The sequence below is a fragment of the Bacillus sp. FSL L8-0152 genome (assembly GCF_038006365.1).
Lineage (GTDB): Bacteria > Bacillota > Bacilli > Bacillales > Bacillaceae_G > Bacillus_A > Bacillus_A cereus.
In genome coordinates, this window is sequence record NZ_JBBOVB010000003.1 from 42865 (window position 1) to 68785 (window position 25921).

Below are 25921 nucleotides of genomic sequence, written 5' to 3' on the forward strand. Positions count from 1 at the left end.
TTAATAGAATATAGCAAGCATATACCAATAAGAAAAATTAATTATATTATAATTTAATAATATAAAAGTCACTATTGAGAAAATGGGGAATTCTATGTTTCACTCAAGAAAAAAGATGCCTGCGTAAAAGCAAACATCTTTTCTTTCTTGCCATTTTTAGAATTCAGTGACTACATTAATACTTTTAATAAGTCTGTTACTAACGGAATTACGCCACCAATAAATTTTAATACTGAGATTGCAATTTCCATCCCATGTGTGCCCCCTATTTGAATCTTATTTTCATTATTAATTTGCTTTATCATACACCACGAGGGAGTTATTTTAATATGTAATTTTGCATATTGGGATGCTTCACGTACCATAAAAGGGATTGAAACCATTCATACCCTCTATAAGGAAAGGTAGATTCTTCAAAGAGACTCCGCATTCTCAACATACAATGAACTTCAACAATTACTAGCTATTTCCTAAATATTTCTCCTCATTTATCAACCTGTTTATGCTTTTTTAAACTTTGCAACAGAACTATATCCCCTATGTATACAAAAAATGAGAGCGTGTGGTGGAAATAGAACCTAGAAAAAAAGACGAACTTGTCAGCACGTCTTTTCTGGTGTTGAAGAAATGGGTAACCATTTCACTTGTAATCATGTTAGGAGAATTCATTCTAGAGTAGCAATCAAAGATATAGGTCGGAATTTTCGATCCTAATATTTACCAAATGTCATATTTTTATACAGAAGGTAGTTGGTCCATTCCACATAGAGTCCAGTTATGGTAAAATATAGAGGGCATATGTATAGAGAGATTTCAATTCTATTGATGAATTGGAATCATTTTTTTAATTCACATGTTTAATAGGACTAATCTCGCATAAATAAAAACACGAGTTGACCTAATTCTTAGCTATATGCAAAGGTACTTGGGTCTGAGTATCCGTATGTTTTACCAACTATTGTAGCATTTTCTTTTTCTCTTCAATTTGTTTTTGTAAGTGGAGAATATCAGATGTAGATATGGAAAACCTCTCTATTTCTACAGATTGAAATCAACTTTTTTATAGTATATGCAGTTTTTTAAAAATGAAAACGGTCACATAAGAGGTGAGATATTCTATGTGTACAAAAGGAGGACATTTCTATGAAAGCAACAGGTATTGCACGAAAAGTAGATAATTTGGGACGAATTGTAATACCAAAAGAAACAAGAAAAACTTTACAGGTGGAGACAAGCGATGCTTTAGAATTTTTTGTAGAAGAAGATGCGATTGTTCTACAAAAATATACACCTCATGGTACTTGCCCTATCACAGGAGAAATATCTTCAAGGAATATAAAACTAGTAAGTGGAAAGCTGACGTTGAGTCAAGAGGGTGTAAAACAACTGTTAGGTGAACTAGAACAATACAAAGTAACGGTATGAGAAGAATAGGGGGAGAATTCATTGGAAACGAAATTACAATCATTTCAAAAGGATAGAGGTAAGAACATACTATTTTCACAGGAACACTTATTACAAGAAGCGTTTCAAAAGAAGAAGGATATCACGTTAATTCTGTTAAAAGGACTACATATAAAAGGAATAATAAGAGGATATGATACTTTTTCTATTTTAATAGAATATGAGGGGAAACAACAGCTTGTATATAAACATGCAATCTCCACGATTCGATTCTAAAATAAAACAGTAGCATGAATTCATTAAGGATTCATGCTACTGTTAAAGAAATATTATTTAGCTTTTACAGCTTCTTTTAATGCTTTCCCCGCTTTAAAGGCAGGTGTTTTTCCCGCAGGGATCGTAAGAGCTTCACCAGTATGTGGATTGCGTCCTTCACGAGCAGCACGTTCTCTTACTTCAAATGTGCCGAAGCCAAGTAGCTGTATATGTTCCCCATTTTGTAGTGCATGTTGAATGGACTCTAATACGGCATCTACTGCAAGACTCGCTTGTGGTTTTGTTAGTTCGGATTGTATTGCAACTTGTTTGATTAATTCTGATTTGTTCATAAGACACCTCTTATTGTTATGTATACTTGTTTCAGTATAAAGGTGTAAATGAAATGGTGCAAGATAGTTTGTGAGATGTAAATTCTATAACAGAAAAATGTATTATATAGAGGGAATACTCTGTATAAAGGGAATGGGAGAGGAAAAAGGATGAAAAATGCCTTTTACACGGATCCAAAGGAAGTAGAACGTGTTGCAGAAGTAGTAAGGGCCTTAGCACACCCTGTCCGTCTCCAAATTGTACTTCAAATAATAAAAAAAAATTCATTAAATGTTTCTGAATTACAACGGTATCTCACCATACCACAACCCACTGTTTCACAATATCTTGGCAAGTTAAAATTACATAAAGTCGTAGCATGTGAGCGAAAAGGATTAGAAGTATTTTATCGAGTGGACGATGAAAAAGTGAAACAAACGCTGAAGATACTGCTAGGCTAAACAGATAGCTTCGTTTATTTGTCTAGTCATGTGCGGATAAAAATAATGACCGAGGAGGGGTATTTTTCTATGAGCGGAAATTCACATTACAATTATATAACAATAAAAGAACTTATCTTTATTCATGCCTATGTAACAGGGGAAGAAATCCCTTCTTCACAAGCATTACAAATACTGGGACAGTTTGCTCCTGAAGAAATACCAGGTACAATCAGACAAGCGCGTCGGTATCGTATACGGAAAAATGGAGAAGAATTGTTTGGATATTATAGAAAGAAACATCCGAAATTATTTGATAAGCAAAAGTTATACACGTATGAAGAGTTGAAAAATCGAGCGGTAAACTATTGTTCGTCTCATTTGGTGATTCATCTCTAATCCAGATAGGTCACTATGTATGCATTATGTTCTGAAAAACAAATAAAACGCCTATTTTTTGTGAAGAATTAAAAAAACGACTGCTCAGATTTATTTTTAACGAAAGAAGACAACCAAGAGAATACATTTCTATGTAAAAAACGTTAAACGCTAAAAATAAGGTAATAAAAGCGTTTAACGTAATCAAGAAAAAACAAGCTGATTATGCAGGGCTATATGCATGTTTAAGTAGTAATGTAAATAATTTCACGTACTGAACTATATAACAATTAATTATCACCACCAAATATTCATCAAGGGTTGCGTCTTCTCTTCCATATCCGCTACAATAGAGATAGAATACACACAAAGAAAGGTGACTCACTCTATGAATCAACCTTTAGTAAATTTACGAGTCGATTTTGCTTTCAAGCAATTATTTGGTGTACAAGGACAAGAGGAATTACTGATTTCTTTTTTAAATGCAATTTTGCATGAATCCTTATCTACACCGATTGTATCCTTAAAAATTGAAGACCCACATTTGCATAAAGAATATGAAGAAGATAAATTATCCATACTAGATATATTAGCTACACTTCAAGATGAAACCAAGGTGAACGTGGAAATCCAGTTACGAAATACACAAGAGATAGTAAAACGTTCCCTGTATTATTGGAGCAAACTGTATACATCTCAATTAGAGCAAGGGATGCCCTATCGTTCTTTACGGAAAACGATTGCGATTAATCTATTAGATTTTGATCTTTTTCCTCAATATGATGACATGCATACAGTCGGACAATTTTGGAGTCAACAACACAAGGAAGTGTTACTCGAAGATTTGGAAATCCATTTTATTGAAATTCCGAAATTGCTACAGCAATGGAGAGAAGAAAAAATTAATCCGTGGGAAAATGAATTTGCTCGTTGGTTACTTTTACTACCAGCGCATGAAGATGAACATTTAACCCACACGTTGGAGGGTATAGCCATGAAACAAGATCCAATGTTACAGAAGGCAATCCACAAATGGGAAAATATGAGTCAAAGTAGCTCTTTCCGTCTCGCATATGAAGCACGGGAAAAAGTGCTATTTGATGAACAAGCGAAATTGGCACATGCTCGTGAGGTTGGTATAGAAGAAGGGAAAGTAGCCGAAAGAGAGCAACTTATCCGAGGCATGCATAAAAATGGCATGGATATCGAAGATATTGCGAAGTTTACAAATATGGAACTGTCGGAAATACGCCATATTTTAGACAAGTAAAGTGTACCGCAGACCTTTTCACAAGGTTAGATGATTCTTTAGGGCCATCTGAACCTGAAGAACTAACACCGAAAAAATGAATTGAATATTCAGAAAACTCAGGCCGGATGAATCCAGCTATGTTATAATTAGCGTAACCGATATACGGTTCTGCTGCAAAGTTTCTTAACAGATAAAAAGTTGGTATGATTGCAGATGGATTTTATGCGATTGTTAGTAATTGATGTAATTCATTATACGTTGAAAAAACGAAGTTTGATTGTTGCAAACTTCGTTTTCGTTTATATAGAGCATGAACAGTTTCAATACCTTTCAAGGTACGTGAAGCATGGCGAATACTTTGAAATCCTCCGGATTTGGCAAAACGACGTTTTACATGTCTATGGTCCTGTTCTATAAGATTATTCAAATGCTTCATTGTACAATGTGTTGTATGTTTATAAAAGCCTTGTTCCTTTAATTTTTTGAATGCACAAAGTAATGCTGGTGCTTTGTCTGTTGTTAAAACCGTTGGTTCTCCAAACATTTTCACTAACCTTTTCATAAAGGCATAGGCAGCCTGATGATCCCGTTTTTTACGAAGTTGAATATCCAATGTGTACCCTTTTTTATCAATTGCACGATATAGGTAACACCATTCTCCTTTGACTTTTATATAGGTCTCATCCAATTTCCAAGATAATTGTACTCTTTTATTTTTCTTCTTCCAAATCTGATAAATCAGATGGCCATATTCATGAACCCAGCGCATAATAGTTGTTGGATGGACTGAAACACCACGTTCTTTCAAAATTTCAGAGACATCACGATAACTTAAAGAAAAACGACAGTAATAGCCAACGGCTACCAAAATAATATCTTTCTTGAATTGTTTTCCTTTAAAATATCTCATGTAATATGCTCCTCGAGTCATTTTCCTTACATTTTAACTTCGCGTAGAAAACTTTGCAACAGAACCGTTTAAAAACTGTCCGCTATGTAGGTCATATTCTAATTGAATTTTGATTCCAGCTTTTTGGGCACATCCTCCAGAGCCGGGATATACATTCTCTAAAGCATTTGGTACTTGAAATACAGTGGCATCCAGGATACGAATGCGTTTAAAATAAAAGAAAAGTTGGTTAGAGATTTGAGTTTGTTCACATATTTTTTGTTGTAACAATAAAGAAAAAATATGTTGTAAAAACAAAACTGCCTTTGTATTTAAACGTTTATTTAAGCCCTCAGGGCTAAGAAGAGTACCAGTGGCTGCATGAATTCTACTACATAATCGGACTAAAGGATCGCTTGCCACTCGTTGACTAATCCAAATACAAATTGTAGCTAAATCTGATCCAGAAAGCTTACGTTTTCGTTTTATAAACCCAATTTCTCTTGCCAGTTCTTCTAAAAATACAGGTGTGATGTATCGTTTTAATTCTTCCGCAAATGGTTGTAATTCATCTTGAATCGAGAGATTCATAAAAAACGTCATCCTTTCTTATCTAGCTTGTTAAGAAAGAATAACGTTTTTTTGTACTTGGGGGTAGTGAAAATTCTTAAGTTGATGGGCATGGCCTCACCATACCATTTCGGGAAAATTGTACGTTTAGACACATTTTAACCCTACAAAAAAATTCTTCATGTAAAACAATTACAAAATTCTACATGAAGAATGGAAGTACTCTATAGTTTCCAATGTACTTTATATTGCATTCTCTTTTAGCAAAAAAGGTACATATCGTTCTAATTAACATACAAACTTTAAAATTTTTCAACAGAATTTATTATCTTTTTTACTTGTTTGTATATATCTCCTCCATATTTTGTAGCATTAATGCAAGTAACTTGTGGAAGTTCAGAAGAGACTTTTTTTAGTTCTAAAATATCATTATCAATGAATACAATTTTTTGTAATTTAATATGAAACAACCTAGCAATCTTTTTAATTGAAGTTGATTTGTTGTTAGAACTTAATTGTGGTAATACGAAGTATTTTTCTATTCCAAGTTGCTTTAGCTTGGCTAATCCCTTAGTATAGTCAGTTTTACTAGCAATAGACTGTATGATACCCAAATTATGAAGAGACTGAATCGTTTGCAAGGTATTTTCTCTTAATTTTATAGTTTCTTCTTTTGTTAAATCTCCATTCCATATAGTATTATCTAAATCCCATACTACACATTGAATGTTTTTTTTTTGTTCTTTAATAAATTAATTGTTGTATGTATGTCATCTGAATAATTTAAATCGATTTCATCTGCTAATTCTTTTAAATCATGATGAAGGATATGACGTTTTTCATCATCTGTTCCCTCACTAAAATCATGCACATCATTTGTAACAAAATATATTTGATCGTATTCGTATTGATTGTTATTGCTAAATTTATTTGAGAAATTTTCATACATACTAAAGAAAATCACAGCGTCCCCCATACTATTTTTGTGTCCAAAAGGTTTCTTTTTCTGTAATCCAAACTCAATTACCATGTTCTTTAATTGAGTATTTGTTAATTTTATTGGCGTTACTTTGTTTTTTATTAAGTATTCAATATCTTTAACAAGAGATACGTTTTGAATACCTGTATTTAAATGTATTTGAGATTCGATTTTTTCTAAGGACTGATGATATGAATTATCGGTAGGCTCATGAAAATATTTAATAAGCAATTTAGCTTGATCCAAAGTCTCTTTTGTAGTTGTGAGCTTTTGCTGTATGATACTTGTATAGTGACGATTCCATTCTAGTAGGACTTGTTCTGGAGCAAATAAAATAATTTTATTCGCAGCTATTAATTCCTCCATTTTTCGAAAAGTCTGAACTTCTTGTTCGCTTCCATTTAAAAAATTCAACCAAATATTCGTATCTAAAATGAATGCAGTTGGTTTATCCCATATATATTTCATTTCATTCTCCTTTTTAAAATACACCAACGCTTGTTCTCCATGAATAAGCGCTGGTGTACTTTTTGTAAATTAGAAACGGCAAAAGGAATTGTATAAAATCGCTACTTGTTAAGGATGAAAAAAATTAACATTAGTTTATTTTAGAATATTATAGACATTTAGCTATGTGGAGATTGTACAGATTTTAATGTAGTTAAAAAAGGATACATATAATCTATGAGATGAATGATACAATCAAAATAATACTCAAAACTTTTCAATGGAAATAAACTCATATTTCGTACAGAATCAGTGAAGTTACTTTGATGAAATTCACGATGTTTTTTTAAATCCTTGAGTGAAGAGGTTTCTATATTTTTCTCCGTAAGCATTGTTTGAAATATGCTTAAATGATTAGGTTGTATTAAGTCTTGTAGATGTATCATTTGAGAATCAATAAGTGAGTGAATATCAAAAAAATCCTGTGATCTTGCTCGTTTAAATTTTTCTGGTGTATCCCCTATATGAGGTGAATGTGCTAGAATTCCTATCATTTTTTTACATAATAAAATAAAAGGAGAAGGAGCTTCCAATGTATAGTTATGGATTTTATATTCCTGTTTTTCTATAATTGGTCCTTCCCATTTAAAGTCAATCTCAAAAAAATTTTTTTTATTTGGTAACATTATAATGCTATCTTTGCATCGAGCCTCTTTTTGTTCCTTAGTACTATCAGGGTGAGTACATATTTCTTCATATTCATGTAAATCCATGAGCTGAAAAGTATATTTATAAAGAATTTCTTTAGGGTCGAATAAATTTTTAGATGAAAATTTATTATGTAGATTTAGACTCCTAATCTCTAATCTTGCGTTTAATACTTTATACTTTTCTTTTGAAAAAGCCTCATCAAAATTTTTTTCCAATTCAGTTTCTAATCTCACATATTCATGAGGTAATATGGGGGATTCTAAAGATAAATCTAAATCTACAGAAATTCTCTTATGAACATTATAAAATAAGTTCAAAACACTTCCCCCAGTTAATACCGTTTTATCTGCAAAAATATCATTAGATAAAAGGGCACATAAAGACAAGTTTTGAAAGTGTTGAATCTGCTTTTGTATGTTTCTTTTATTTTCTCCCTTTTTAACGAGGGATTCTTGGTGTTGATCATCCTTATCTAATTTATTGAGCCCATGTGTATGAATAAACATTGGGGGTTTTGTATTTTTCATTTTTAGACTCCTACAATAAAATTTTCAATGCATCCATTAAGTGTTAAAAATTCATCTTTTATACAAAGAGCTCTATTATATGGCTACATTTTTCACACTAGCAAGTGCCGCTTGAGATCCTAACGCAAGTCCTACTGGCCATGTTTTGTGTACCACAATTTCAGATCCTTCTGTGCGAACCGTTTTTCTAGTAACAAACATGTTATCTCCTACATTTTCTGGGATAATTCCATGTAAGGCATCTGTTCCTAATGATGCCAACCAAATATTTGTAGTGGATTTATCTTTTATACAATGTGTAGGTTGAAAATCATTGATATAAATCTTCCAGCCATCAAAAGAGGCTTTTCCATCTACTACTGGTGGAATTTGATTTCTATTATAATAAGCTTTTCTAATCTGTTCATAACCTGATTGATTGGTGAAAATAACGCCAGATTCTCCTTCTTTCACACGGATTTGTCCCTTAGCACGATCTAAATCTTCTAATTTTAAGGTATTCCCATTTAAATCTGTGATATTACTTGGTTGAATCAGCTGTGTAAATCCAAGAAAACCATTGGTTCCAGATTCTAATTGCTCACTAAATTTATATAATAACTGACGTGTAGCTAAATGCTCTTCGAGTTTAACCAAATCATTCGTATACGAATAGATATCTTGTCCTTTATATGCAACTAAAAAACTAGTAGCTAATTCACTCATAGGAAATGTGATGGGTTCATCTGGGATTGTTGTATTATCTGGAATTGGATCTCCGAATCCAATAATAGATGCTGGGGTCAATTCTGGTGTTCGTACATATCTTAAGCTATCTCCTTCAACATGATGAAATGGGAATATCTCTAGATGTTGCAGGCGTTTTGGACTATTTTCTAATAAGCCTTTTGTTAATTCTAAAATAGATAAAAATTGTGCTTGTGCATTTAAAGCCATATTCTATCTCTCCTTTATACATAATAAATGTAATACTAGTTTTTACCTTATGCTAGAGAACATTAAAATATGTAAAATTTAATCGCTTCTCTAGTTGATAAACTTTTTAAAATGAAAGGAGTAATTAGCAAAAGGTTAGGTTCTTTTTTGTGTACAGAAAATTGTATATTTCTGGACATCTTATTTTTCAGTAAAAAACACTACAATTTTTACCGTTATCGTGTCCATAAACAGTGTACAATTATGTTTGTTCAGATATATATCTAAAATTAAATTATTGAACAGGGAGAGATTACAAATTGAAAATTGGTTATGTTCGTGTATGGTTCTGTTACAAAGTTTTCTACACGAAGTTAAAATGTAAGGAAAATGACTCGAGGAGCATATTACATGAGATATTTTAAAGGAAAACAATTCAAGAAAGATATTATTTTGGTAGCCGTTGGCTATTACCGTCGTTTTTCTTTAAGTTATCGTGATGTCTCTGAAATTTTGAAAGAACGTGGTGTTTCAGTCCATCCAACAATGATCATGCGTTGGGTTCACGAATATGGAAATCTCATTTATCAAATTTGAAAAAAACAAATCAGCACAGCTATCTTGGCATCTAAATGAAACTTATATCAAGGTGAAAGGCTAGTGAGGTTATCTCTATCGAGCAATCGATAAAAATGGACACACATTGGATATTCAACTTCGTAAAAAACGGGATCATCAGGCTGCCTATGCCTTTATGAAAAACTTAGTGAAAATATTTGGAGAACCAACGGTTTTAACAACAGACAAAGCACCAGCATTACTTTGGGCATTCAAAAAATTAAAGGAACAAGGCTTTTATAAACATACAACACATTGTACAATGAAGCATTTGAATAATCTCATAGAACAGGACCATAGACATGTAAAACGTCGTTTTGCCAAATCCGGAGGATTTCAAAATATTCGCCATGCTTCACGTACCTTGAAAGGTATTGAAACTGTTCATGCTCTATATAAACGAAAACGAAGTTTGCAACAATCAAACTTCGTTTTTTCAATGTATAATGAATTACATCAATTACTAACAATCGCATAAAATCCATCTGCAATTCTACCAACTTTTTATCGGTTAAGAAACTTTGCAACAGAACCTTGATGAATATTATTTACTAGTCAAGAATAGGTATGTACTAAGTTCAAAATAATCTTTATGAAAGGGTGTTTTTTATTTGAATCATAATGCCAATATAAATCATAACGGCCTTAGAGAAGAACCTAGATATGAAGAATCTCCTAAATACACAATAAGTCCTCAGAGAAAATGTCCGCCACAATGTCCGCCACAATGTCCGCCACAATGTCCGCCACAATGTCCACCACAATGTCCGCCACAATGTCCGCCAGGCCCTGAAGGACCCCAAGGATATCCGGGCCCACCAGGCCCCGAAGGACCTCAAGGATATCCGGGCCCACCAGGCCCTGAAGGACCCCAAGGATATCCGGGCCCACCAGGCCCCGAAGGACCTCAAGGATATCCGGGCCCACCAGGCCCTGAAGGACCCCAAGGATATCCGGGCCCACCAGGCCCCGAAGGACCTCAAGGATATCCGGGCCCACCAGGCCCCGAAGGACCTCAAGGATATCCGGGCCCACCAGGCCCCGAAGGACCTCAAGGCCCACCAGGTCCTCCAGGATCATCAGGTGTAATAGGGTCTAATAAAATATATGTATTTGGTGGAACTTCTGTAGCAATTATAGATGGAAATACAGATAAGGTAATAACAACTCTTGATTTTGGGCCTGGAAATATTGTGGATTCTCCTTCAGTGAACCCTATGACACAACAAGTTTATGGTTTAGTAGGTGCTCTTAATTCATCTAGAAGGTTTTTAATTATAGATGGAAATACAGATACAGCAAGACAAGAATATGTGGCAGGTGGGGCTGGTTTAGGTCCGGTTAGTTTAGGTCCGGGAACTGAAGTGAATCCTTTAACCAATAGAATCTATACGGGGAGGCGTACTGTTAATGCTATAGCTTCACTTAGTAGTAATGATATCTATACATCTTTGTCGAATATTGCAACGGACCGTAATATTGGTCAAATAGTAATGAACCCTTCAACGAGTAAGCTATATACAACGCAGGGGGAAATTAGTAATGGAATAATAGTTATTGATACAAATACAGAAACAGTATTAAAAAATATTGCAGGCACAGGAGTTATAACAAAACTGGCAGTAAATCCTTCGACTAATAAGATTTATGGAAGCAATACAAACAATTCATTAGTAGTTATAGACGGACATACAGATGAAGTTTTAACAATACGGCCATCTATTTCTTTTATTAGACAAATAGCGGTAAACTCGTCAACTAATAAAATTTACGTACCAAGATCATCTGAATTGCTAATATTCGATGGGAATAGGATTACTAATTCAGTTATAAAGAGATTAGTTCTGACTGGATTGAGTAATTCTTCTGCAATAGCGGTAAATGCATTGACTAATAAGATTTATATAATAAATACTAGAAATGGTGGTTCAATAGACGTCATAGATGGTATTACAGATACTCTGTTAACGACAGTTAATACAGGAATTTTAAATGGTAATTTAGCGATACTCCCTTAACTCATTTTGGAATAAAATGTGCCAAGAAGTGTATGGGCTGATCTCACATCGCTATCAACCTAATGAAAAGAAATGCCCTTCAAAATGAAAAAATACGTTATTATTTCTGTAGAATCATAGATAGTCTGAACCTACATCTATCAATTTAAGGCATATTTTTATACAAAATTCGATCTTTCCATATAGTTTTTTAATACCTTTTATAAAAGTGGGGGTTCTGTTGCAAAGTTTCTTAACGGATTTAATCTTATGCGATTGCAAGTAATTTTTGCAATTCATTGTACGTTGAAAAACCGCGGTTTGGTCGCAAACTGCGGTTTTGTTCATATATAGCATGAACGGTTTCAATGCCTTTCAAGGTACGGGAAGCATGGCGAATACTTTGAAATCCTCCGGATTTGGCAAAACGCCATTTTATCAATGAATTTCGGATACATCTAAGGCTTCTTTCCCATTCTATTAGACCACTCTTTCCCCTTTCATTATTTTATATTGATATAAAGCCCTAATCAATCAAAACTCAATAAAAATAACAGGATATATTGTGATTGTACTAGAAAGTATTATTATTGTAGACATGTAAGAAATATATTTTTTCTATTTGAAGTCGATGGACGTCCAATTTCACTTTATGGAACATATAAAAAATGCTGCCTAACGTACATCGTATTGAAATTAATTTTGAATACCTATGAATGAAGGAGGCCGGTTATTTTGAAACATAGGGAGACACATTTTCGTGAAAAACAGCGTAGGGAAAAATGTGAAATATTTTCAACAAACCGATCGGAGGAGAAAATTTTTTTCTGTACTCCTCATTCAAGTGGAAAAACATTGTGTTTCAGCAGTATAATAAAATAAAACAGCAAGAATTAAGCATAGAACAACTCATATCTTTGTTAGAGAAAAAAGATATGAGTTTGGACAAAATCGTACACTTATACAATATCCAATTGTTGCGTTCCTTGAGCACATCGCAAAAACTTTTGGGGAATCCATTCACATTAACTAATTACATTTGAAAACAGATAGAGAGATACACATGGGCCGAGTGACTGACATGCTTAAAGAAGCATATGCACCAAGAAAAAGATATTTAGATTTGCAATTTGGGGCAAATAAAATACTTGCTACTTACTTTACAGGTAGCAAATTACCACGATGTTTATTATTAACATGGAAAGTACACCCCCTAAGTAGTGAGAAACAACCCCTTATTAGTAAATTATCTTCTAAATCACTGGAAAAATTCGGTCAGACACTATCTGATGGTGAGCAAATAGAATCCCAAATGGACTTCTTATTCAAAGCAAACGATTTTCAATAGTCATTCGTTTTATACCAGCACCAAAACAATTATGTTGCAATTGTAGAAGCTACTGATATTAGTAGTACAGATTTAAAGATGCTCTAAAAAAAAGAATGCCAAACACGTGGATTTTTTTGCGTTTTCAAAATAAATATGCGCTCGCTACCATAGAAGAAAAACGGTTCTGTTGCAAAGATGTCTAAGCAAAGTTAAAATTTAAAGAAAATGACTCGAGGGGCATGATACATGAGATATTTTAAAGGAAAACAATTCAAGAAAGATATTATTTTGGTAGCCGTTGGCTATTACTGTCGTTTTTCTTTAAGTTATCGTGATGTATCTGAAATTTTGAGGGAACGTGGCATCTCTGTTCATCCGACAACGATTATGCGTTGGGTACATGAATATGGAAATCAGATGTATCAAATTTGGAAAAAGAAAAACAAATCCGCACAGCTATCTTGGCACCTGGATGAAACCTATATCAAAGTGAAAGGCGAATGGTGTTATCTCTATCGAGCAATCGATAAAGATGGACATACATTGGATATTCAACTTCGCAAAAAACGAGATCATCAAGCTGCATATGCCTTTATGAAAAGACTAGTGAAAACATTTGGAGAACCAACGGATCTCACAACAGACAAAGCGCCCGCGCTACTTTGTGCGTTCAATAAATTGAGAGAACAAGGCTTTTATAAGCATACCACTCATTGTACAATCAAGCATTTGAATAATCTCATTGAACAGGATCATAGACATATCAAGCGACGTTTTTCCAGATCCGCAGGATTTCAAAGTCTTCGCCATGCTTCACGCACCTTGAAAGGAATCGAAACAATTCATGCTATATATAAACGAAAACGAAGTTTGCAACAACCAAACTTCGCTTTTTCGACGTACAATGAATTACAACAATTTCTAACGATCGCATAAAATCTATCTGCAATCATACCAACTTTTTATCTGTAAAGAAACTTTGCAACAGAACCCTAAAAAGTTAACTAGGGGGCACCATACATGCACATCAAATCAAGAATTTTCATACCCTACAAAAAAACGTTATTCTTTCTTAACAAGCTAGATGAGAAAAAATGACGTTTTTTATGATTCTCTCAATTCAAGATGAATTACAACGATACATCACACCTGCATTTTAGAAGAACTGGCAAGAAACATTGAATTTATAAAACGAAAACGTAAGTTTTCCGAATTAGATTTAGCTATGATTTGTATTTGGATTGGTCAACGAGTGGCAAGCGATATCCCTTAGTAACGATTATGTAGTAGACTTCATACAGCCACTGGTACTCTACTTAGCCCTGAGGACCCATAGAGCCATCAAGTTAAGAAAGAATTGATGGCTCTGGCCTACAGGGTTTATTTTGTATGTTTATTTTTAATCATTTGTACCCAGTAAAGGAAATTTTAGTTTAAATGAACAAAAGTTCATTTTGTTTCAAGCCTTAATTTGATGGGCATGTGAAAGTCCCCCACATCCATCAACTTAAGGATTTAGACTATTTTTGAAGTTAAAAGCACGTTACTATTTTCTTATGTTAATGAGAAAGGGTGACGTGCTTTTTATGAATATGCATCAAAAACAAGAGTTATCTTTATTTGCCGAAGAGCTATATCGATATATGTCTCCCGCTACACTTAATCAATTAGCTATAAAAGCAGGCGGAATGAAACGAAAACGCAAGTGCCACGGGCACCATTTCTTATCTTTGTGTGTATGGTTAAATCAACAAATCGCTACTACCTCTCTTACTCAACTTTGTAGTCAATTAGAAACTTCAACAGGAATTTTATTAAGTCCGGAGGGACTTAATCGACGATTTAATTCGGATTCTGTAGCCTTCTTTCGCACTGTATTTACTACACTTCTACAAGCTAAAATTGGAGGAGTATCTAAGATTTCTCATTCTCTTTCTTCTTATTTTGAGCGGATTCTCGTCCTTGATTCTACAACTTTCCAAGTTCCAGATCGATTCGCAACTACTTATCCTGGTGCCGGAGGGTGTAGTCATACAGCTGGTGTGAAAATCCAACTAGAGTATGACTTGTTGAGTGGAAAATTTTCTGATGTGGAAATTGAACCAGGAAAACGAAGTGATCAGGCATATAGTGCGACTCGAACAGGCATGGCACAAAAGAATGAACTATATATTCGTGACTTAGGATATTTTCGTCTACAAGACTTTAAGTCTATTCAAGATAAGCAAGGATATTATTTATCACGTCTAAAGTTACCAACTAAAATATATAGAAAAGAATTTGAAACAGTGGTATTTAAAACAAAACCCGCTCAATTAAAACCGGTATATATACAAATTCATTTGGAAGACATCATGAAACAATTGCAGCCTGGCCAAGTGTATGAATTACATGATGTATATGTAGGGAGTAAAGACAAACTTCCTACTCGAATTGTAGTTTATAGATGTACCGAGGAGCAAAAACAGAAACGTCTACGTGATCGAGCTATTCGCGAAAAGAAAAAAGGAATTACATATACAGAGCGTACAAAACTTTTACAAGGTATTACGGTATATATGACAAACATTCCTACGGAATGGGTACCAAAAGAGAAAATTTATGATCTATATTCACTGCGTTGGCAAATTGAGCTGTTATTTAAAATATGGAAATCTTGGTTTCAAATTCATCGTTGTAAATCTATTAAACAAGAACGATTAGAATGTCACCTTTATGGGCAACTCATTAGTATTCTATTATGTTCTTCTACTATGTTTAAAATGCGAGAACTCCTGTTACGTAAGAAACAGAAAGAGCTAAGTGAATATAAAGCGATGTACATAATTAAGGATTATTTTTTACTTTTTTACCAAGCATTACACAAAAACACCCAAGAATTATCAAAGGTTCTCCTTCGTCTGTTTAACCTCCTACAGCACAACGGACGAAAATCTCATCGATATGAGAAAAAGACAGTCTTTGATATTTTGGGTGTTATTTATGAGTATAATGGATTGAGAAAACAAAAAAAACTGCATAATTTTTGAAATTTAGCCAGTCTAGGTTTATTTGGTATGCTTATTTTTAAGGACACAAAATATTTTAGGAGTTTTTTCGTTCATAAGAACGAAAGTTCATTTTGTTTCCATTCTTAAGTTGATGGGCATGTGAAAGTCCCCCCTTCACAAGAATCGAAAAAAATTTCTTTCCATTAAATTGCCACCATTTATTTTTAATACCTCCAAGCACATGTATTTAACGATTGGGTAAATAAAAAACATATTTAATAAATTTTTACATACATATATAAGTGCACACTTTCATTTTCAATTTTTAAAAATGAAATTTCGGAATAAAGGGAGGCATATCTCATGGACAGCAAATACCAAGACCATACTCAAGGTGAATTACAAGGTAATCCTCTTGCATCTAATATCGAATCTAACTTACACAAAGATCCGAATGTAAAAGAAAAGAATCATCGACTACCATTTAGCATTGTACTGAATATTCCAAAAGGATTCCGAATACAAAAGGAAACAAACCCCAAGTTGATGTATGATTTAAGCCATATTTCTATGATAAAGGAAACATGTAAAAAATCTATTGAAGTGGATCATTGTGGATATGTTGATGTTGATTTACATGCTTTAAAAATAAAAGGTTGTTTATCTTTCCTACTTAATGTATACATCGAGCCAATTTATGAAAATGAAATATGTTCAAAAAATTCTAGGGATGGCTCTATTGCTTTATCTTATCAAGAAACATTGCATGTTAATCACGTAGTAAAATATAGTGTAGGAAGATTACCCTATTATGTTATTGATGATGAACATGTCCAAATACGTCATTTAGAAATTCAAATATTTGATAAAAACCTTCAAATGGCAAAAATATCTGGTGAATTTTACTTTGAGTATGAATAACAACGGTTCTGTTACAAAGTTGTTAAAACTAAGCTAAACTTTCGCAAAATAGAGTGAGGAGAATTATACATTAGATATTTTAAAGAAAAGCAATTTAAACAAGATATTATTTTGGTAGCCGTTGGCTACTATTGTCGTTTTTCTTTAAGTTATCAAGATGTATCTGATATTTTGAAAGAACGTGGTGTTTCACAACTATTACGCGCTGATTTCATGAATATGGCCATCTAGTCTATCAAATTTGAAGAAAGAAAAAAGTATAATTATCTTGGAAATTAGATGAAACCTATATAAAAACCAAAAGAGAATGGCGTTACCTGTATCGAGCAATCGATAAAAATGGACACACATTGGATATTCAATTTTGCGAGCTGCCTATGCCTTTATGAAAAGAATAGTGAAAACATTTGGAGAACCAACCTTTTTCACAACAAACAAAGCTCCCGCGTTCAATAAAATGAGAGAACAAGAATTGTATAAGCATACCAATCATTGTACCATCAAGCATTTGAATAATAGACCATAGGCATGTGAAATACCGCTTTATCAAACCTTCGGCATGCTTCACGTGCAATCAAAGGAATCGAAACCATCCATGCTTTGTATAAAAAACAGGAGTCTAGCGTCCAACTCCTGTTTTTCGACTTACAGTGAATTTCAAAAATTATTTATAATTACATAATAGTTAGTGACAAATACCTCATTTAATTGTATGTTAAAAAAATTGCAACAGCACCTTTTAAATCGCCCAATCAAAAACCTTACTTAGAGCATATGCTATTTGTGGAATGAAATATAAAAAAGGGAGGCAATTAGCATGGAAAGAAGGCGTTTTTTTGATTTATGTGAGGGTGATCGAATAAAAGTGTATTCTGCAGGTAGATATGAAGGAGAAGGTATCTTTATTCGGTTTACAGAGGAAAAATGCGAAGACTTTATTTATTGGATAAAACGAAATGGAAACGATTGCTATACGAGTTTAGATGCTATTAATATTGAAAAAATTCGTTATGAATATGGTTATCGTGATGAACACTATCATAATTACCACTGTGAGGATGAATACAACTGTGAGAAAAAACGAGATTATAAAAGTGAAGATTAGTGATAGCCAAGTACTCCATCATTTTTTATAAGTAATTTTTTGAAGGTGCAAAAAAATTATATGCATCTAATTAGTGCAAATGACGCAAAGCGTATCAAAAATAAAAGCACCTTTTTAGCGATGGATTATTTGCTTCTCAAATGGTTAGATGGAGAACAAAATATACATGTTATGAATCTACAATCGCTTCGAATAAAAGATCTATTAAATAAATGAATAACTAGTAAAAGGGGGGATGTCTTTGACAGCTCCTTTTTAGTTTGTTGGTATTTAAGAACCCACAAACATTGTAAAAGAATTTCATTTTACATAGTACATATTGTACCAATTTACAAATTGAGTTAAACCTTCTTCTATAGTTGTTGAAGGATAAAATCCTACATCAGCCTGCAAATCGGAGATATCTGCATAGGTCTCTTTAACATCTCCTTGTTGCATGGGAAAGAACTCTATTTTTGCTTTTTTTCCAATTAGTTTTTCTAACGTATTAATAAAATTCATTATTTTAACAGGATTATTGTTACCGATGTTATAGATTTTGTATGGAGCATAGCTTGAACTTGGATCAGGATTAGCTTTATTCCACCTTTCGTTATATATCGGCGGATTATAGAGTAATCGAATTATTGTCTCAACAATATCATCAATATAAGTAAAATCTCTTTTCATATCTCCATTATTAAAAACACTAATTGTATTCTCTTCGATTATATCTCGAGTAAATGAGTAATAAGCCATATCAGGTCTTCCCCAAGGTCCATATACAGTAAAGAATCTGAGTCCCGTGGTTGGTATATTAAATAAATGACTATACGTATGAGCCATCAATTCATTAGACTTCTTTGTAGCAGCATATAAACTTACTGGATGATTTACTGAGTCTTTTGTTGAAAAAGGAATGTTTGTATTAGCTCCATAAACAGAACTAGAGGACGCATAAATTAAGTGCTCTACATTATAATGTCTACATGCCTCTAAAATATTTATAAAACCAACTAAGTTGGAAGTTGCGTAAGAGTCTGGGTTGTCAATACTATAACGCACTCCCGCTTGAGCTGCTAAATTAATAACTATATGAATTTTTTGATCTTTAAATATTTGATTTAATTTTTCTTTATTTGATATATCCGTTTTATAGAATTTGAAATTTTTTCTTTTTTTCAATATCTTTAGACGATCTTTCTTTAAAAAAACATCATAATAATCATTTATATTATCTATACCTATAACGTTGATATCTTGATCTAACAAACGTTTTGTGAGATGGAAACCAATAAAGCCTACTGCTCCTGTCACCAAGATTTTCATAGTGAAAATTTCGACCCTTTCTATTCCATAAAATTTTAAAGCCCTCTAAAAAACCGAATAATCTGTCTTGCGCATAAATTACTTTTTTTTCATTATCTTAAGTCAAAAAAATATTATGTTGGATTTTATACGAGGAAAATTCAAAAATTTCATTCCACAATTCAGGAGGTTTTTTTGTGAATAGACTGACATTAATTCAATTACCCATAATTTTTTATTTGAAAGCGACTGCATATTTTAGTGATATTCTTTTAAACAAGGAGAGAAAATAGGAAATTAATATTCCTATGTCATTACAAGTACAGTAATTAGTTACTGCGGACTATATTTTTTGACTAAATGAGGAAATGAAACTAAGATTTCCATCTCAAAAATAATGAACATAGCGTAATAAGTCCCATTATATTTTACTGTATTTTTCCACAACAAAAACACAAACTTTCCCTGCCTATATGAATGTATTATCATTTAATAGATAATTTTGCTTTTTCCATTTAGCATAGATGCTAGGATTTATTGCTTTTACTTGTTCTAGAAAAGAATCTAAAAATTTTCTTTCTTCCATGTTTTTAAATAACTCGAGAGGGATTTTTTGTTCACGTGAAAATGAATACACATGATCGACTAATTTAAAACCATTACTTGTTATAATAATATGCCGTAGTGGGATATCAATTTGTTTGAATCCTGATTTTTTCATTTTTTTCAATATATAGAGTAATTGTCTTGTTATGTCTTCAGAAAGCACAGATTGCTTTTTTAGAAAGGTATTTAAATCTGGTCCTGATAAATATTCCATTAAAATATAATTTGGTCCTGTTTCAAAGACCTTCGGAATAAAAGGCAAATGTTGACTTGATAGAAGAACGTTTTTTTCTTGAATCGCATGTTCGATTTTCCCGAATATTTTTACGCATCGGTCTTCAGAAACTCTATAAACAGCCCCTTGATGTCCTTTTCCAATTAGTGTTTGTGTAATTGCACTAGCTACTTTTACTCCGTTTCCTGGTCCTCCATGCTGCACGGTAATTTTTCTGAAATCTAAACTGCTACGATTGAAATATTTATCCCACTCATAGAAAGTATCTGGTTCAAGATTTTTTACTTGGGCTAAGAATGAATCCTTTAGCAGGATTATTTGTAAATCTCTTAATAATTGTAATGGTACAGGAGATTTTTTTTGAAAGGAATCTTCATGGCCAATCACCTTAAGTACTTCATTATTAACTACAAAAATATTGTGTAGAGAGGCGTCTATCATGGTGAATTTTGTCTGTTTTAATTTCTTTAATATATTTAAAAGCTTCTCTACTATAGAAACAGGTATATACATGCAACCTTTAAGGTAATCTTTTAAGGTTGGAGCGTTATAATATTCCATGACTATATAGTTTGAACCTATATCATATACCATTGGCATAAAAGATAAATGTTGTCCGGCTTTAAGAATTTTCCCCTCTCTTTTTGCTTGTGCTGGGTCCGAATAGATTTTCACACATTTATCTTCTGAAAGTTTAAATACTGCCCCTTGACTCCCCATGCCTATCATTGAATAGTTAGTGGGATTGTGAATCTCCAAATATTTTTTACCTTTGGTTACAGTAATTGCTTTAAAATCTTTCATTTTCATCCCCCTAATTTCGTATCTTTAATTTGGTTATTGTAGCCGTTGAATGTAACCAAGGGCTTTTTTTACGTTTTGGGCTTTTTTCCGAGATACTACTGTTTTATTATCCTCCGGCTGTTGTAGCTTTTGAATATAATCACGAGCTTTTTTTACGTTTTGGACTCTTTTGGACTTTTTATCTTTTTTCCGACTTACCATTATGTCATCATCTTTAGGCTGTTGTTGTTGTTGTTTTTGAATATAATTATTAAGGATGTTTTTATCTTTTTTATGAATTGATACTGAACATTTTGTATGCTCTTTATAAGGACCTACTAATTCATCATAAAATTCAGCTTGTTTTTGAAGCTGTTGTACGAGGTCAAAATTTTGTTCAATTTTTCTTCGAGCCGCCACTGTATATTTTTCCCACAACTCTCTATTAGTTAGCATAAATTCAAGGGCATCTGCCAGTTCGTTTACACTGTTTTCTTGAACTAATAAGCCTTCTTTGTTATTTGTTATTAATTCAGGGATACCCGCATGATTGGTTGAAATTACTGGTACCCCAATTGCCATGGCCTCTTTTAATGTATTAGGTATACCTTCTATATCTCCATTAGTAGCTTCTAAACTAGCTGCACAAAATATATCCGCATTGGTCATTTGCTCTCGCACTTGATCTTTAGGAAGATGACTTAATAAACGAAAAGAGTCTCCTAAATTCAGTTGGATGGCCAAAGATTTGATATCTTCTTCTAGTTCACCTTTCCCAATAATTGTAAGTGTGGCATCAGGGAATTTATCCCTAATTTTTTTGAAAGCTTGCATTAAGATATGATGTCCCTTTTTTTCCACCAATCTACCAACGGATAAAATGTTTTGAGTCCCTTCTTTCAGTGGAGCCCGATAAGCGTATTGATTAAGATCGACGCCACCATATAACACTTTGATTTTTTCTGGAGGACAGCCCCATGAAATTAACCTATCCGCTAAATATCGACACACCGGGAAAAAACAATTGCCTTGATCAAAAAGCAATTTCATGCCCTCAAGATAACCAATAGGCTGATTAGCTAGCGTCGCATCCCTACCTCGGATACTTGTTATCAAGGGAAGTTTTGTTTCAACTTTAAAAGGAAGTAATAGCATCCCCAATTGGCCATGGTGAGCATGTAAGAGTGAAATATTATTTTTTTTTACATATTCTTTTGGAGAAAAAATATTATTGAAATAATGAACCTTCTCATTTAAAAGGGAAAGATCTACCATATACTGAGGTTGTCGTACCATATGAATGTAATTATAATCAGGAACTTCTCTAATCTGTGAAATATATTGGGTCGGATCAACTCTTAAATTCAAATGTAAAATTGTGTGCAATTAAATCTTCTCCTTTCAATTATTGTAAACAAATTTTGCACTCCTTTTCCTGTATATTATGTACGACTGTTTAGGCGTGCCTGGACTCAATGGCATTAAATTTTTAGTTTTGTTGCAAAATTGTTAGAAGTACGCTAAATTTTTTCAAAAAAGAGCGAGGAGAATTATAAATGAGTTATTTTAAAGGAAAACAGTTCAACAAAGACATTATTTTGCAACAGAACCTGATGCAGAACGATGAAGGAAAACGAAAACAAATAGACAATAAATCCAATTTAATTATGTAAAAAATATATAACTATAATTAATGATATTAAACCTTCTAATAGTTAATTTTAGAGGTTAAATTTAAAATTCATCTTCCAAAATTAAATTACCGGCATCATTATCTTTCGTCAATCGCTGATTCAGGTAATTTTCTTTAGTGGTCCGATCATTTTTATGACCTACTGCAGCTGCGATAATATGAGGTGCTAATCCTTTGTAATCATATAGGTACTGTACATAAAAATGTCTAAAGAAGTGGGGAGTAATTCCGAAATTCTCTGTAAAGGGTAGCTGAGTATCCTTAATGATTTTAGAAATATATTGTGATAAATAATTCTCTCTATAAGCAGTATGGTTTTTAGTTTGAAATACTGTTCCACCATTTCTATTCCCAATGTCTATAGGTAATCTTCTCCGCATTCGAAATGCGGCAATCCGATTAAAAATCTTCTTATTAATGGAAACAATCCGCTCATTATCTCCCTTTGTATCAACCTTTAAATAATATCGTCCTCGTATAGCGTCATACTCAAGGTCATCCCACTTTGCATGTGCTACTTCTGCAACACGTAAACCTGTAGTAGCTAAGACTGACAATAAAGCGTAATTGATTTCATTATCCTTGTAGTAATGAAGTAACTGCTTTACTTCCTCATATGATAACTCCCTTTTAGGTTTATGTTGTTTATTTACAGTTGTACTTAGTATCTCAACATGTAGAGGGTCCTGAATAAATTGGATTTCATATAGCCATTTCAAGTAGGAACGAATAACACCAAGCTTTCTACTAATTGTAGATGGCTTGTATTTATTTTTAGATTGATAGGAGATTGCCTCATGAGACAACCATTTTTGATAATTACGGATATGTCGTTTTCTAAGATTTCTCCAGACTTGACCAACTTTATAATCTTTTACATCTTTCTGTAGAAATTCCTCACTTTGTTTAATAAAAAAATAAAACTGACTTAGATCACGTGCATATAGGGTTCTTGATGCATCCTTAATCCGTTTTTCTTGGTCAAAATGTGTTTGTCGATTCAAGTAGTAGTACAATATCTCTTCATCTGAAAACCCTTCATATGTATATGAATCTTCTCTTTCATTATTTTCTTTTTTTAATTCCGCTTCATTTATATAATCGTGGCTCCATAATGCAATTATGTTTGTAAAATTTTGTTTTTGTTTCTCTAGGTTTTCTAAAGAATTCACACTATGAAGAGTATCTAATTCAAGTTTCAATGTTATTCAACTCCTTATAAATTCCTTTTATATTAAATATTATAACGTAATCAATTAGAAAATAAATTACATATTAAGATTAAATTTTATAAAATAATAATATACAATAACTATAGAAAATCTCCCATTTTCTATGGTTATTATTTAATTTAAAAAATACTATTTTATTCATAAAGTTTAATCATTAATAAAATCGAATTTTAAAAGAAAATTAAATTTAATGTTATTACAATAAGTAATCTAATATACATATCGATGTATGTTATAATTTATTTAAAATGTAAATACTATAAATTTAATTAACATAATATTATTATGTAAATTATGAGGTGTGAGGAGGAAGTAGAATGATTAACGTATATGAAATGACTATGACTACAAATGAAGTAAAAGGTTACTTAGACATTAGTCACTTTATTTTTAATAATTTAATGAAGCAAGGAAAGCTAACGCCAATCAATAAGGACACATGGCGTTTAGATGGAAGTTTCTTATTTAGTAGAGAAGAAGTAGAGAAAGTAAACGAAGAACGTAAAATTGAGGGTATTACTTTAGGTTCTGTTGCAAAGATGTCTAAGCAAAGTTAAAATTTAAAGAAAATGACTCGAGGGGCATGATACATGAGATATTTTAAAGGAAAACAATTCAAGAAAGATATTATTTTGGTAGCCGTTGGCTATTACTGTCGTTTTTCTTTAAGTTATCGTGATGTATCTGAAATTTTGAGGGAACGTGGCATCTCTGTTCATCCGACAACGATTATGCGTTGGGTACATGAATATGGAAATCAGATGTATCAAATTTGGAAAAAGAAAAACAAATCCGCACAGCTATCTTGGCACCTGGATGAAACCTATATCAAAGTGAAAGGCGAATGGTGTTATCTCTATCGAGCAATCGATAAAGATGGACATACATTGGATATTCAACTTCGCAAAAAACGAGATCATCAAGCTGCATATGCCTTTATGAAAAGACTAGTGAAAACATTTGGAGAACCAACGGATCTCACAACAGACAAAGCGCCCGCGCTACTTTGTGCGTTCAATAAATTGAGAGAACAAGGCTTTTATAAGCATACCACTCATTGTACAATCAAGCATTTGAATAATCTCATTGAACAGGATCATAGACATATCAAGCGACGTTTTTCCAGATCCGCAGGATTTCAAAGTCTTCGCCATGCTTCACGCACCTTGAAAGGAATCGAAACAATTCATGCTATATATAAACGAAAACGAAGTTTGCAACAACCAAACTTCGCTTTTTCGACGTACAATGAATTACAACAATTTCTAACGATCGCATAAAATCTATCTGCAATCATACCAACTTTTTATCTGTTAAGAAACTTTGCAACAGAACCTCTCATTTTATATTTTTTCACCCATATGGCCGCTTTTGGATTTTTCTCGGGTATATCCGTGAAAATAACTATAGAGAGAAAATATTTGTTTTGAGGGTACTTTAAAACATTAAAGTTGATAGGTATACAAATAACCCCTAAACATCATTCCTCTTTTTCTAACGTAATTAATTCTTTAAATGAAATGCATGTAATCTGCACCTCATCTTTACATATTGGATATAACCTATAATTGCATCCGATGCGAAAAAGCATACAAGGAGAGAAATAAATTGAAAAATAAATTTTTACCAATTTGTGCAGTGGCACTTTTATCAGTAGGTTATTCCTCAGTAGCAAGTGCCTCTACTGGAACGATGACAAAGGAAGAAGTTGCACAAGTGCAACAGGATATGGTTAAAAAAGAAGCTGCAATTCAGGAACAACAAAAACAAGATATGGCGAAAAAAGAAGCTGTAATTCAGGAACAACAAAAACAAGATATGGCGAAAAAAGAAGCTGCGAAGCAAGCTACAAAAGGTGAAAAGTTACCTAATACAGCATCAAATAATGTAACAATGATGGCATTAAGTGCATGTCTTATAGCGCTAGGATCAGTATTTGGATTTACTCGTCGTAAAATTAAGGCGTAAAACACAAGAGTTCATTTGCATATAAAGAATAAAATGGTAGGAATATCCTGCCATTT

The 25921-nt window shown here is 32.9% G+C and carries 25 protein-coding genes and 8 pseudogenes; 20 read left to right on the forward strand and 13 right to left on the reverse strand.

Annotated features, from left to right (window positions below):
* Positions 1-170: 170 nt before the first annotated feature.
* Complete coding sequence (locus tag MHH27_RS29950) at positions 171-365, reverse strand: hypothetical protein (protein ID WP_340945391.1); 195 nt, start codon at positions 363-365, stop codon at positions 171-173.
* Here MHH27_RS29950 and MHH27_RS29955 point away from each other — a divergent pair.
* The 3 genes and pseudogenes from MHH27_RS29955 to hfq all read left to right on the forward strand — a co-directional run.
* Positions 352-474 (forward strand): annotated as a pseudogene (locus MHH27_RS29955) (IS6 family transposase); the annotation flags it as partial. The gene MHH27_RS29950 and the pseudogene MHH27_RS29955 sit on opposite strands and share 14 nt — an antisense overlap.
* Before the next feature lie 669 nt (positions 475-1143).
* Positions 1144-1425, forward strand: a complete 282-nt coding sequence (locus MHH27_RS29960) for an AbrB/MazE/SpoVT family DNA-binding domain-containing protein (protein ID WP_340945394.1) — start codon at positions 1144-1146, stop codon at positions 1423-1425.
* Positions 1426-1446: 21 nt separating this feature from the next.
* Positions 1447-1680: an RNA chaperone Hfq gene (gene hfq / locus MHH27_RS29965; RefSeq protein WP_000448532.1), complete on the forward strand. Its 234-nt coding sequence runs from the start codon at positions 1447-1449 to the stop codon at positions 1678-1680.
* A 53-nt stretch (positions 1681-1733) separates the two neighbouring features.
* Here the strand turns inward: hfq and MHH27_RS29970 are convergent, their stop codons facing one another.
* Positions 1734-2012 (reverse strand): HU family DNA-binding protein, encoded by a 279-nt coding sequence (locus MHH27_RS29970; protein WP_340945397.1) that lies wholly within the window; start codon positions 2010-2012, stop codon positions 1734-1736.
* Between the two features lie 150 nt (positions 2013-2162).
* Here MHH27_RS29970 and MHH27_RS29975 point away from each other — a divergent pair, with 150 nt between their 5' ends.
* From MHH27_RS29975 to MHH27_RS29985, 3 genes are all read left to right on the forward strand, one after another.
* The gene (locus MHH27_RS29975) at positions 2163-2453 is read left to right on the forward strand and encodes an ArsR/SmtB family transcription factor (protein WP_340945399.1); all 291 of its coding nucleotides are present in this window, start codon (positions 2163-2165) and stop codon (positions 2451-2453) included.
* Positions 2454-2522: 69 nt separating this feature from the next.
* Positions 2523-2831, forward strand: a complete 309-nt coding sequence (locus MHH27_RS29980; RefSeq protein WP_340945401.1) for a hypothetical protein — start codon at positions 2523-2525, stop codon at positions 2829-2831.
* 367 nt (positions 2832-3198) lie between these two features.
* Positions 3199-4080 (forward strand): Rpn family recombination-promoting nuclease/putative transposase, encoded by an 882-nt coding sequence (locus tag MHH27_RS29985; protein WP_340945403.1) that lies wholly within the window; start codon positions 3199-3201, stop codon positions 4078-4080.
* Between the two features lie 202 nt (positions 4081-4282).
* On the opposite strand, the gene MHH27_RS29990 is transcribed toward MHH27_RS29985, so the two are convergent.
* From MHH27_RS29990 to MHH27_RS30015, 6 genes and pseudogenes are all read right to left on the reverse strand, one after another.
* Positions 4283-4972 (reverse strand): IS6 family transposase, encoded by a 690-nt coding sequence (locus tag MHH27_RS29990; RefSeq protein ID WP_340945405.1) that lies wholly within the window; start codon positions 4970-4972, stop codon positions 4283-4285.
* 57 nt (positions 4973-5029) lie between these two features.
* Positions 5030-5542, reverse strand: a pseudogene (locus tag MHH27_RS29995) (IS4 family transposase); the annotation flags it as partial.
* 281 nt (positions 5543-5823) lie between these two features.
* Positions 5824-6270 (reverse strand): HAD-IIIC family phosphatase, encoded by a 447-nt coding sequence (locus tag MHH27_RS30000; RefSeq protein WP_340945576.1) that lies wholly within the window; start codon positions 6268-6270, stop codon positions 5824-5826.
* Positions 6237-6968 (reverse strand): PIN domain-containing protein, encoded by a 732-nt coding sequence (locus MHH27_RS30005; protein WP_340945409.1) that lies wholly within the window; start codon positions 6966-6968, stop codon positions 6237-6239. Before MHH27_RS30005 ends, MHH27_RS30000 begins: the two co-directional genes overlap by 34 nt.
* A gap of 158 nt (positions 6969-7126) precedes the next feature.
* Positions 7127-8185 (reverse strand): nucleotidyl transferase AbiEii/AbiGii toxin family protein, encoded by a 1059-nt coding sequence (locus tag MHH27_RS30010; RefSeq protein ID WP_340945411.1) that lies wholly within the window; start codon positions 8183-8185, stop codon positions 7127-7129.
* Between the two features lie 75 nt (positions 8186-8260).
* Complete coding sequence (locus MHH27_RS30015) at positions 8261-9121, reverse strand: hypothetical protein (protein ID WP_325834530.1); 861 nt, start codon at positions 9119-9121, stop codon at positions 8261-8263.
* Positions 9122-9511: 390 nt separating this feature from the next.
* Here MHH27_RS30015 and MHH27_RS30020 point away from each other — a divergent pair.
* A pseudogene (locus MHH27_RS30020) lies at positions 9512-10196 on the forward strand (IS6 family transposase).
* 133 nt (positions 10197-10329) lie between these two features.
* Positions 10330-11736, forward strand: a complete 1407-nt coding sequence (locus MHH27_RS30025; protein WP_340945415.1) for a YncE family protein — start codon at positions 10330-10332, stop codon at positions 11734-11736.
* A 247-nt stretch (positions 11737-11983) separates the two neighbouring features.
* Here MHH27_RS30025 and MHH27_RS30030 read toward each other — a convergent pair.
* Positions 11984-12154 (reverse strand): annotated as a pseudogene (locus MHH27_RS30030) (IS6 family transposase); the annotation flags it as partial.
* A 296-nt stretch (positions 12155-12450) separates the two neighbouring features.
* Between MHH27_RS30030 and MHH27_RS30035 the strand changes: the two are divergent.
* The 9 genes and pseudogenes from MHH27_RS30035 (at position 12451) to MHH27_RS30075 (ending at position 18277) form a co-directional block, all read left to right on the forward strand.
* A pseudogene (locus MHH27_RS30035) lies at positions 12451-12748 on the forward strand (hypothetical protein).
* A 39-nt stretch (positions 12749-12787) separates the two neighbouring features.
* Complete coding sequence (locus MHH27_RS30040) at positions 12788-13063, forward strand: hypothetical protein (protein WP_340945418.1); 276 nt, start codon at positions 12788-12790, stop codon at positions 13061-13063.
* 228 nt (positions 13064-13291) lie between these two features.
* Complete coding sequence (locus MHH27_RS30045) at positions 13292-13981, forward strand: IS6 family transposase (RefSeq protein WP_340945357.1); 690 nt, start codon at positions 13292-13294, stop codon at positions 13979-13981.
* A 170-nt stretch (positions 13982-14151) separates the two neighbouring features.
* A pseudogene (locus MHH27_RS30050) lies at positions 14152-14372 on the forward strand (IS4 family transposase); the annotation flags it as partial.
* Positions 14373-14631: 259 nt separating this feature from the next.
* Positions 14632-16074, forward strand: coding sequence for an IS4 family transposase (locus tag MHH27_RS30055; protein ID WP_340945578.1), 1443 nt, complete (start codon positions 14632-14634; stop codon positions 16072-16074).
* Between the two features lie 324 nt (positions 16075-16398).
* Entirely contained in the window at positions 16399-16956 is a 558-nt protein-coding gene (locus tag MHH27_RS30060) for a hypothetical protein (protein WP_340945420.1), read from the forward strand.
* 69 nt (positions 16957-17025) lie between these two features.
* Positions 17026-17610 (forward strand): annotated as a pseudogene (locus MHH27_RS30065) (DDE-type integrase/transposase/recombinase).
* Between the two features lie 163 nt (positions 17611-17773).
* Positions 17774-18061, forward strand: a complete 288-nt coding sequence (locus MHH27_RS30070) for a hypothetical protein (RefSeq protein WP_340945423.1) — start codon at positions 17774-17776, stop codon at positions 18059-18061.
* 60 nt (positions 18062-18121) lie between these two features.
* Positions 18122-18277 (forward strand): hypothetical protein, encoded by a 156-nt coding sequence (locus MHH27_RS30075; protein ID WP_340945425.1) that lies wholly within the window; start codon positions 18122-18124, stop codon positions 18275-18277.
* Positions 18278-18361: 84 nt separating this feature from the next.
* Here the strand turns inward: MHH27_RS30075 and MHH27_RS30080 are convergent, their stop codons facing one another.
* From MHH27_RS30080 to MHH27_RS30095, 4 genes are all read right to left on the reverse strand, one after another.
* The gene (locus MHH27_RS30080) at positions 18362-19369 is read right to left on the reverse strand and encodes an NAD-dependent epimerase (RefSeq protein WP_340945428.1); all 1008 of its coding nucleotides are present in this window, start codon (positions 19367-19369) and stop codon (positions 18362-18364) included.
* 448 nt (positions 19370-19817) lie between these two features.
* Entirely contained in the window at positions 19818-20993 is a 1176-nt protein-coding gene (locus MHH27_RS30085; RefSeq protein WP_340945430.1) for a hypothetical protein, read from the reverse strand.
* A 33-nt stretch (positions 20994-21026) separates the two neighbouring features.
* Positions 21027-22340, reverse strand: coding sequence for a glycosyltransferase (locus MHH27_RS30090; RefSeq protein ID WP_340945433.1), 1314 nt, complete (start codon positions 22338-22340; stop codon positions 21027-21029).
* Between the two features lie 366 nt (positions 22341-22706).
* Positions 22707-23867, reverse strand: coding sequence for a tyrosine-type recombinase/integrase (locus MHH27_RS30095; protein WP_340945436.1), 1161 nt, complete (start codon positions 23865-23867; stop codon positions 22707-22709).
* A gap of 347 nt (positions 23868-24214) precedes the next feature.
* Here MHH27_RS30095 and MHH27_RS30100 point away from each other — a divergent pair.
* The 3 genes and pseudogenes from MHH27_RS30100 to MHH27_RS30110 all read left to right on the forward strand — a co-directional run.
* Positions 24215-24436 (forward strand): annotated as a pseudogene (locus MHH27_RS30100) (DNA-binding protein); the annotation flags it as partial.
* 51 nt (positions 24437-24487) lie between these two features.
* The gene (locus MHH27_RS30105; RefSeq protein ID WP_340945357.1) at positions 24488-25177 is read left to right on the forward strand and encodes an IS6 family transposase; all 690 of its coding nucleotides are present in this window, start codon (positions 24488-24490) and stop codon (positions 25175-25177) included.
* Between the two features lie 328 nt (positions 25178-25505).
* The gene (locus MHH27_RS30110; protein ID WP_340945438.1) at positions 25506-25865 is read left to right on the forward strand and encodes an LPXTG cell wall anchor domain-containing protein; all 360 of its coding nucleotides are present in this window, start codon (positions 25506-25508) and stop codon (positions 25863-25865) included.
* Positions 25866-25921: the final 56 nt, after the last annotated feature.

What these genes read in the sequence shown, in the direction of transcription:
- MHH27_RS29950 (WP_340945391.1), bottom strand. Translation starts at nt 365, where the DNA reads ATGGTACGTGAAGCATCCCAATATGCAAAATTACATATTAAAATAACT.
- MHH27_RS29960 (WP_340945394.1), top strand. Translation starts at nt 1,144, where the DNA reads ATGAAAGCAACAGGTATTGCACGAAAAGTAGATAATTTGGGACGAATT.
- MHH27_RS29970 (WP_340945397.1), bottom strand. Translation starts at nt 2,012, where the DNA reads ATGAACAAATCAGAATTAATCAAACAAGTTGCAATACAATCCGAACTA.
- MHH27_RS29975 (WP_340945399.1), top strand. Translation starts at nt 2,163, where the DNA reads ATGAAAAATGCCTTTTACACGGATCCAAAGGAAGTAGAACGTGTTGCA.
- MHH27_RS29980 (WP_340945401.1), top strand. Translation starts at nt 2,523, where the DNA reads ATGAGCGGAAATTCACATTACAATTATATAACAATAAAAGAACTTATC.
- MHH27_RS29985 (WP_340945403.1), top strand. Translation starts at nt 3,199, where the DNA reads ATGAATCAACCTTTAGTAAATTTACGAGTCGATTTTGCTTTCAAGCAA.
- MHH27_RS29990 (WP_340945405.1), bottom strand. Translation starts at nt 4,972, where the DNA reads ATGAGATATTTTAAAGGAAAACAATTCAAGAAAGATATTATTTTGGTA.
- MHH27_RS30005 (WP_340945409.1), bottom strand. Translation starts at nt 6,968, where the DNA reads ATGAAATATATATGGGATAAACCAACTGCATTCATTTTAGATACGAAT.
- MHH27_RS30010 (WP_340945411.1), bottom strand. Translation starts at nt 8,185, where the DNA reads ATGAAAAATACAAAACCCCCAATGTTTATTCATACACATGGGCTCAAT.
- MHH27_RS30015 (WP_325834530.1), bottom strand. Translation starts at nt 9,121, where the DNA reads ATGGCTTTAAATGCACAAGCACAATTTTTATCTATTTTAGAATTAACA.
- MHH27_RS30045 (WP_340945357.1), top strand. Translation starts at nt 13,292, where the DNA reads ATGAGATATTTTAAAGGAAAACAATTCAAGAAAGATATTATTTTGGTA.
- MHH27_RS30055 (WP_340945578.1), top strand. Translation starts at nt 14,632, where the DNA reads ATGAATATGCATCAAAAACAAGAGTTATCTTTATTTGCCGAAGAGCTA.
- MHH27_RS30060 (WP_340945420.1), top strand. Translation starts at nt 16,399, where the DNA reads ATGGACAGCAAATACCAAGACCATACTCAAGGTGAATTACAAGGTAAT.
- MHH27_RS30070 (WP_340945423.1), top strand. Translation starts at nt 17,774, where the DNA reads ATGGAAAGAAGGCGTTTTTTTGATTTATGTGAGGGTGATCGAATAAAA.
- MHH27_RS30075 (WP_340945425.1), top strand. Translation starts at nt 18,122, where the DNA reads ATGCATCTAATTAGTGCAAATGACGCAAAGCGTATCAAAAATAAAAGC.
- MHH27_RS30080 (WP_340945428.1), bottom strand. Translation starts at nt 19,369, where the DNA reads ATGAAAATCTTGGTGACAGGAGCAGTAGGCTTTATTGGTTTCCATCTC.
- MHH27_RS30085 (WP_340945430.1), bottom strand. Translation starts at nt 20,993, where the DNA reads ATGAAAGATTTTAAAGCAATTACTGTAACCAAAGGTAAAAAATATTTG.
- MHH27_RS30105 (WP_340945357.1), top strand. Translation starts at nt 24,488, where the DNA reads ATGAGATATTTTAAAGGAAAACAATTCAAGAAAGATATTATTTTGGTA.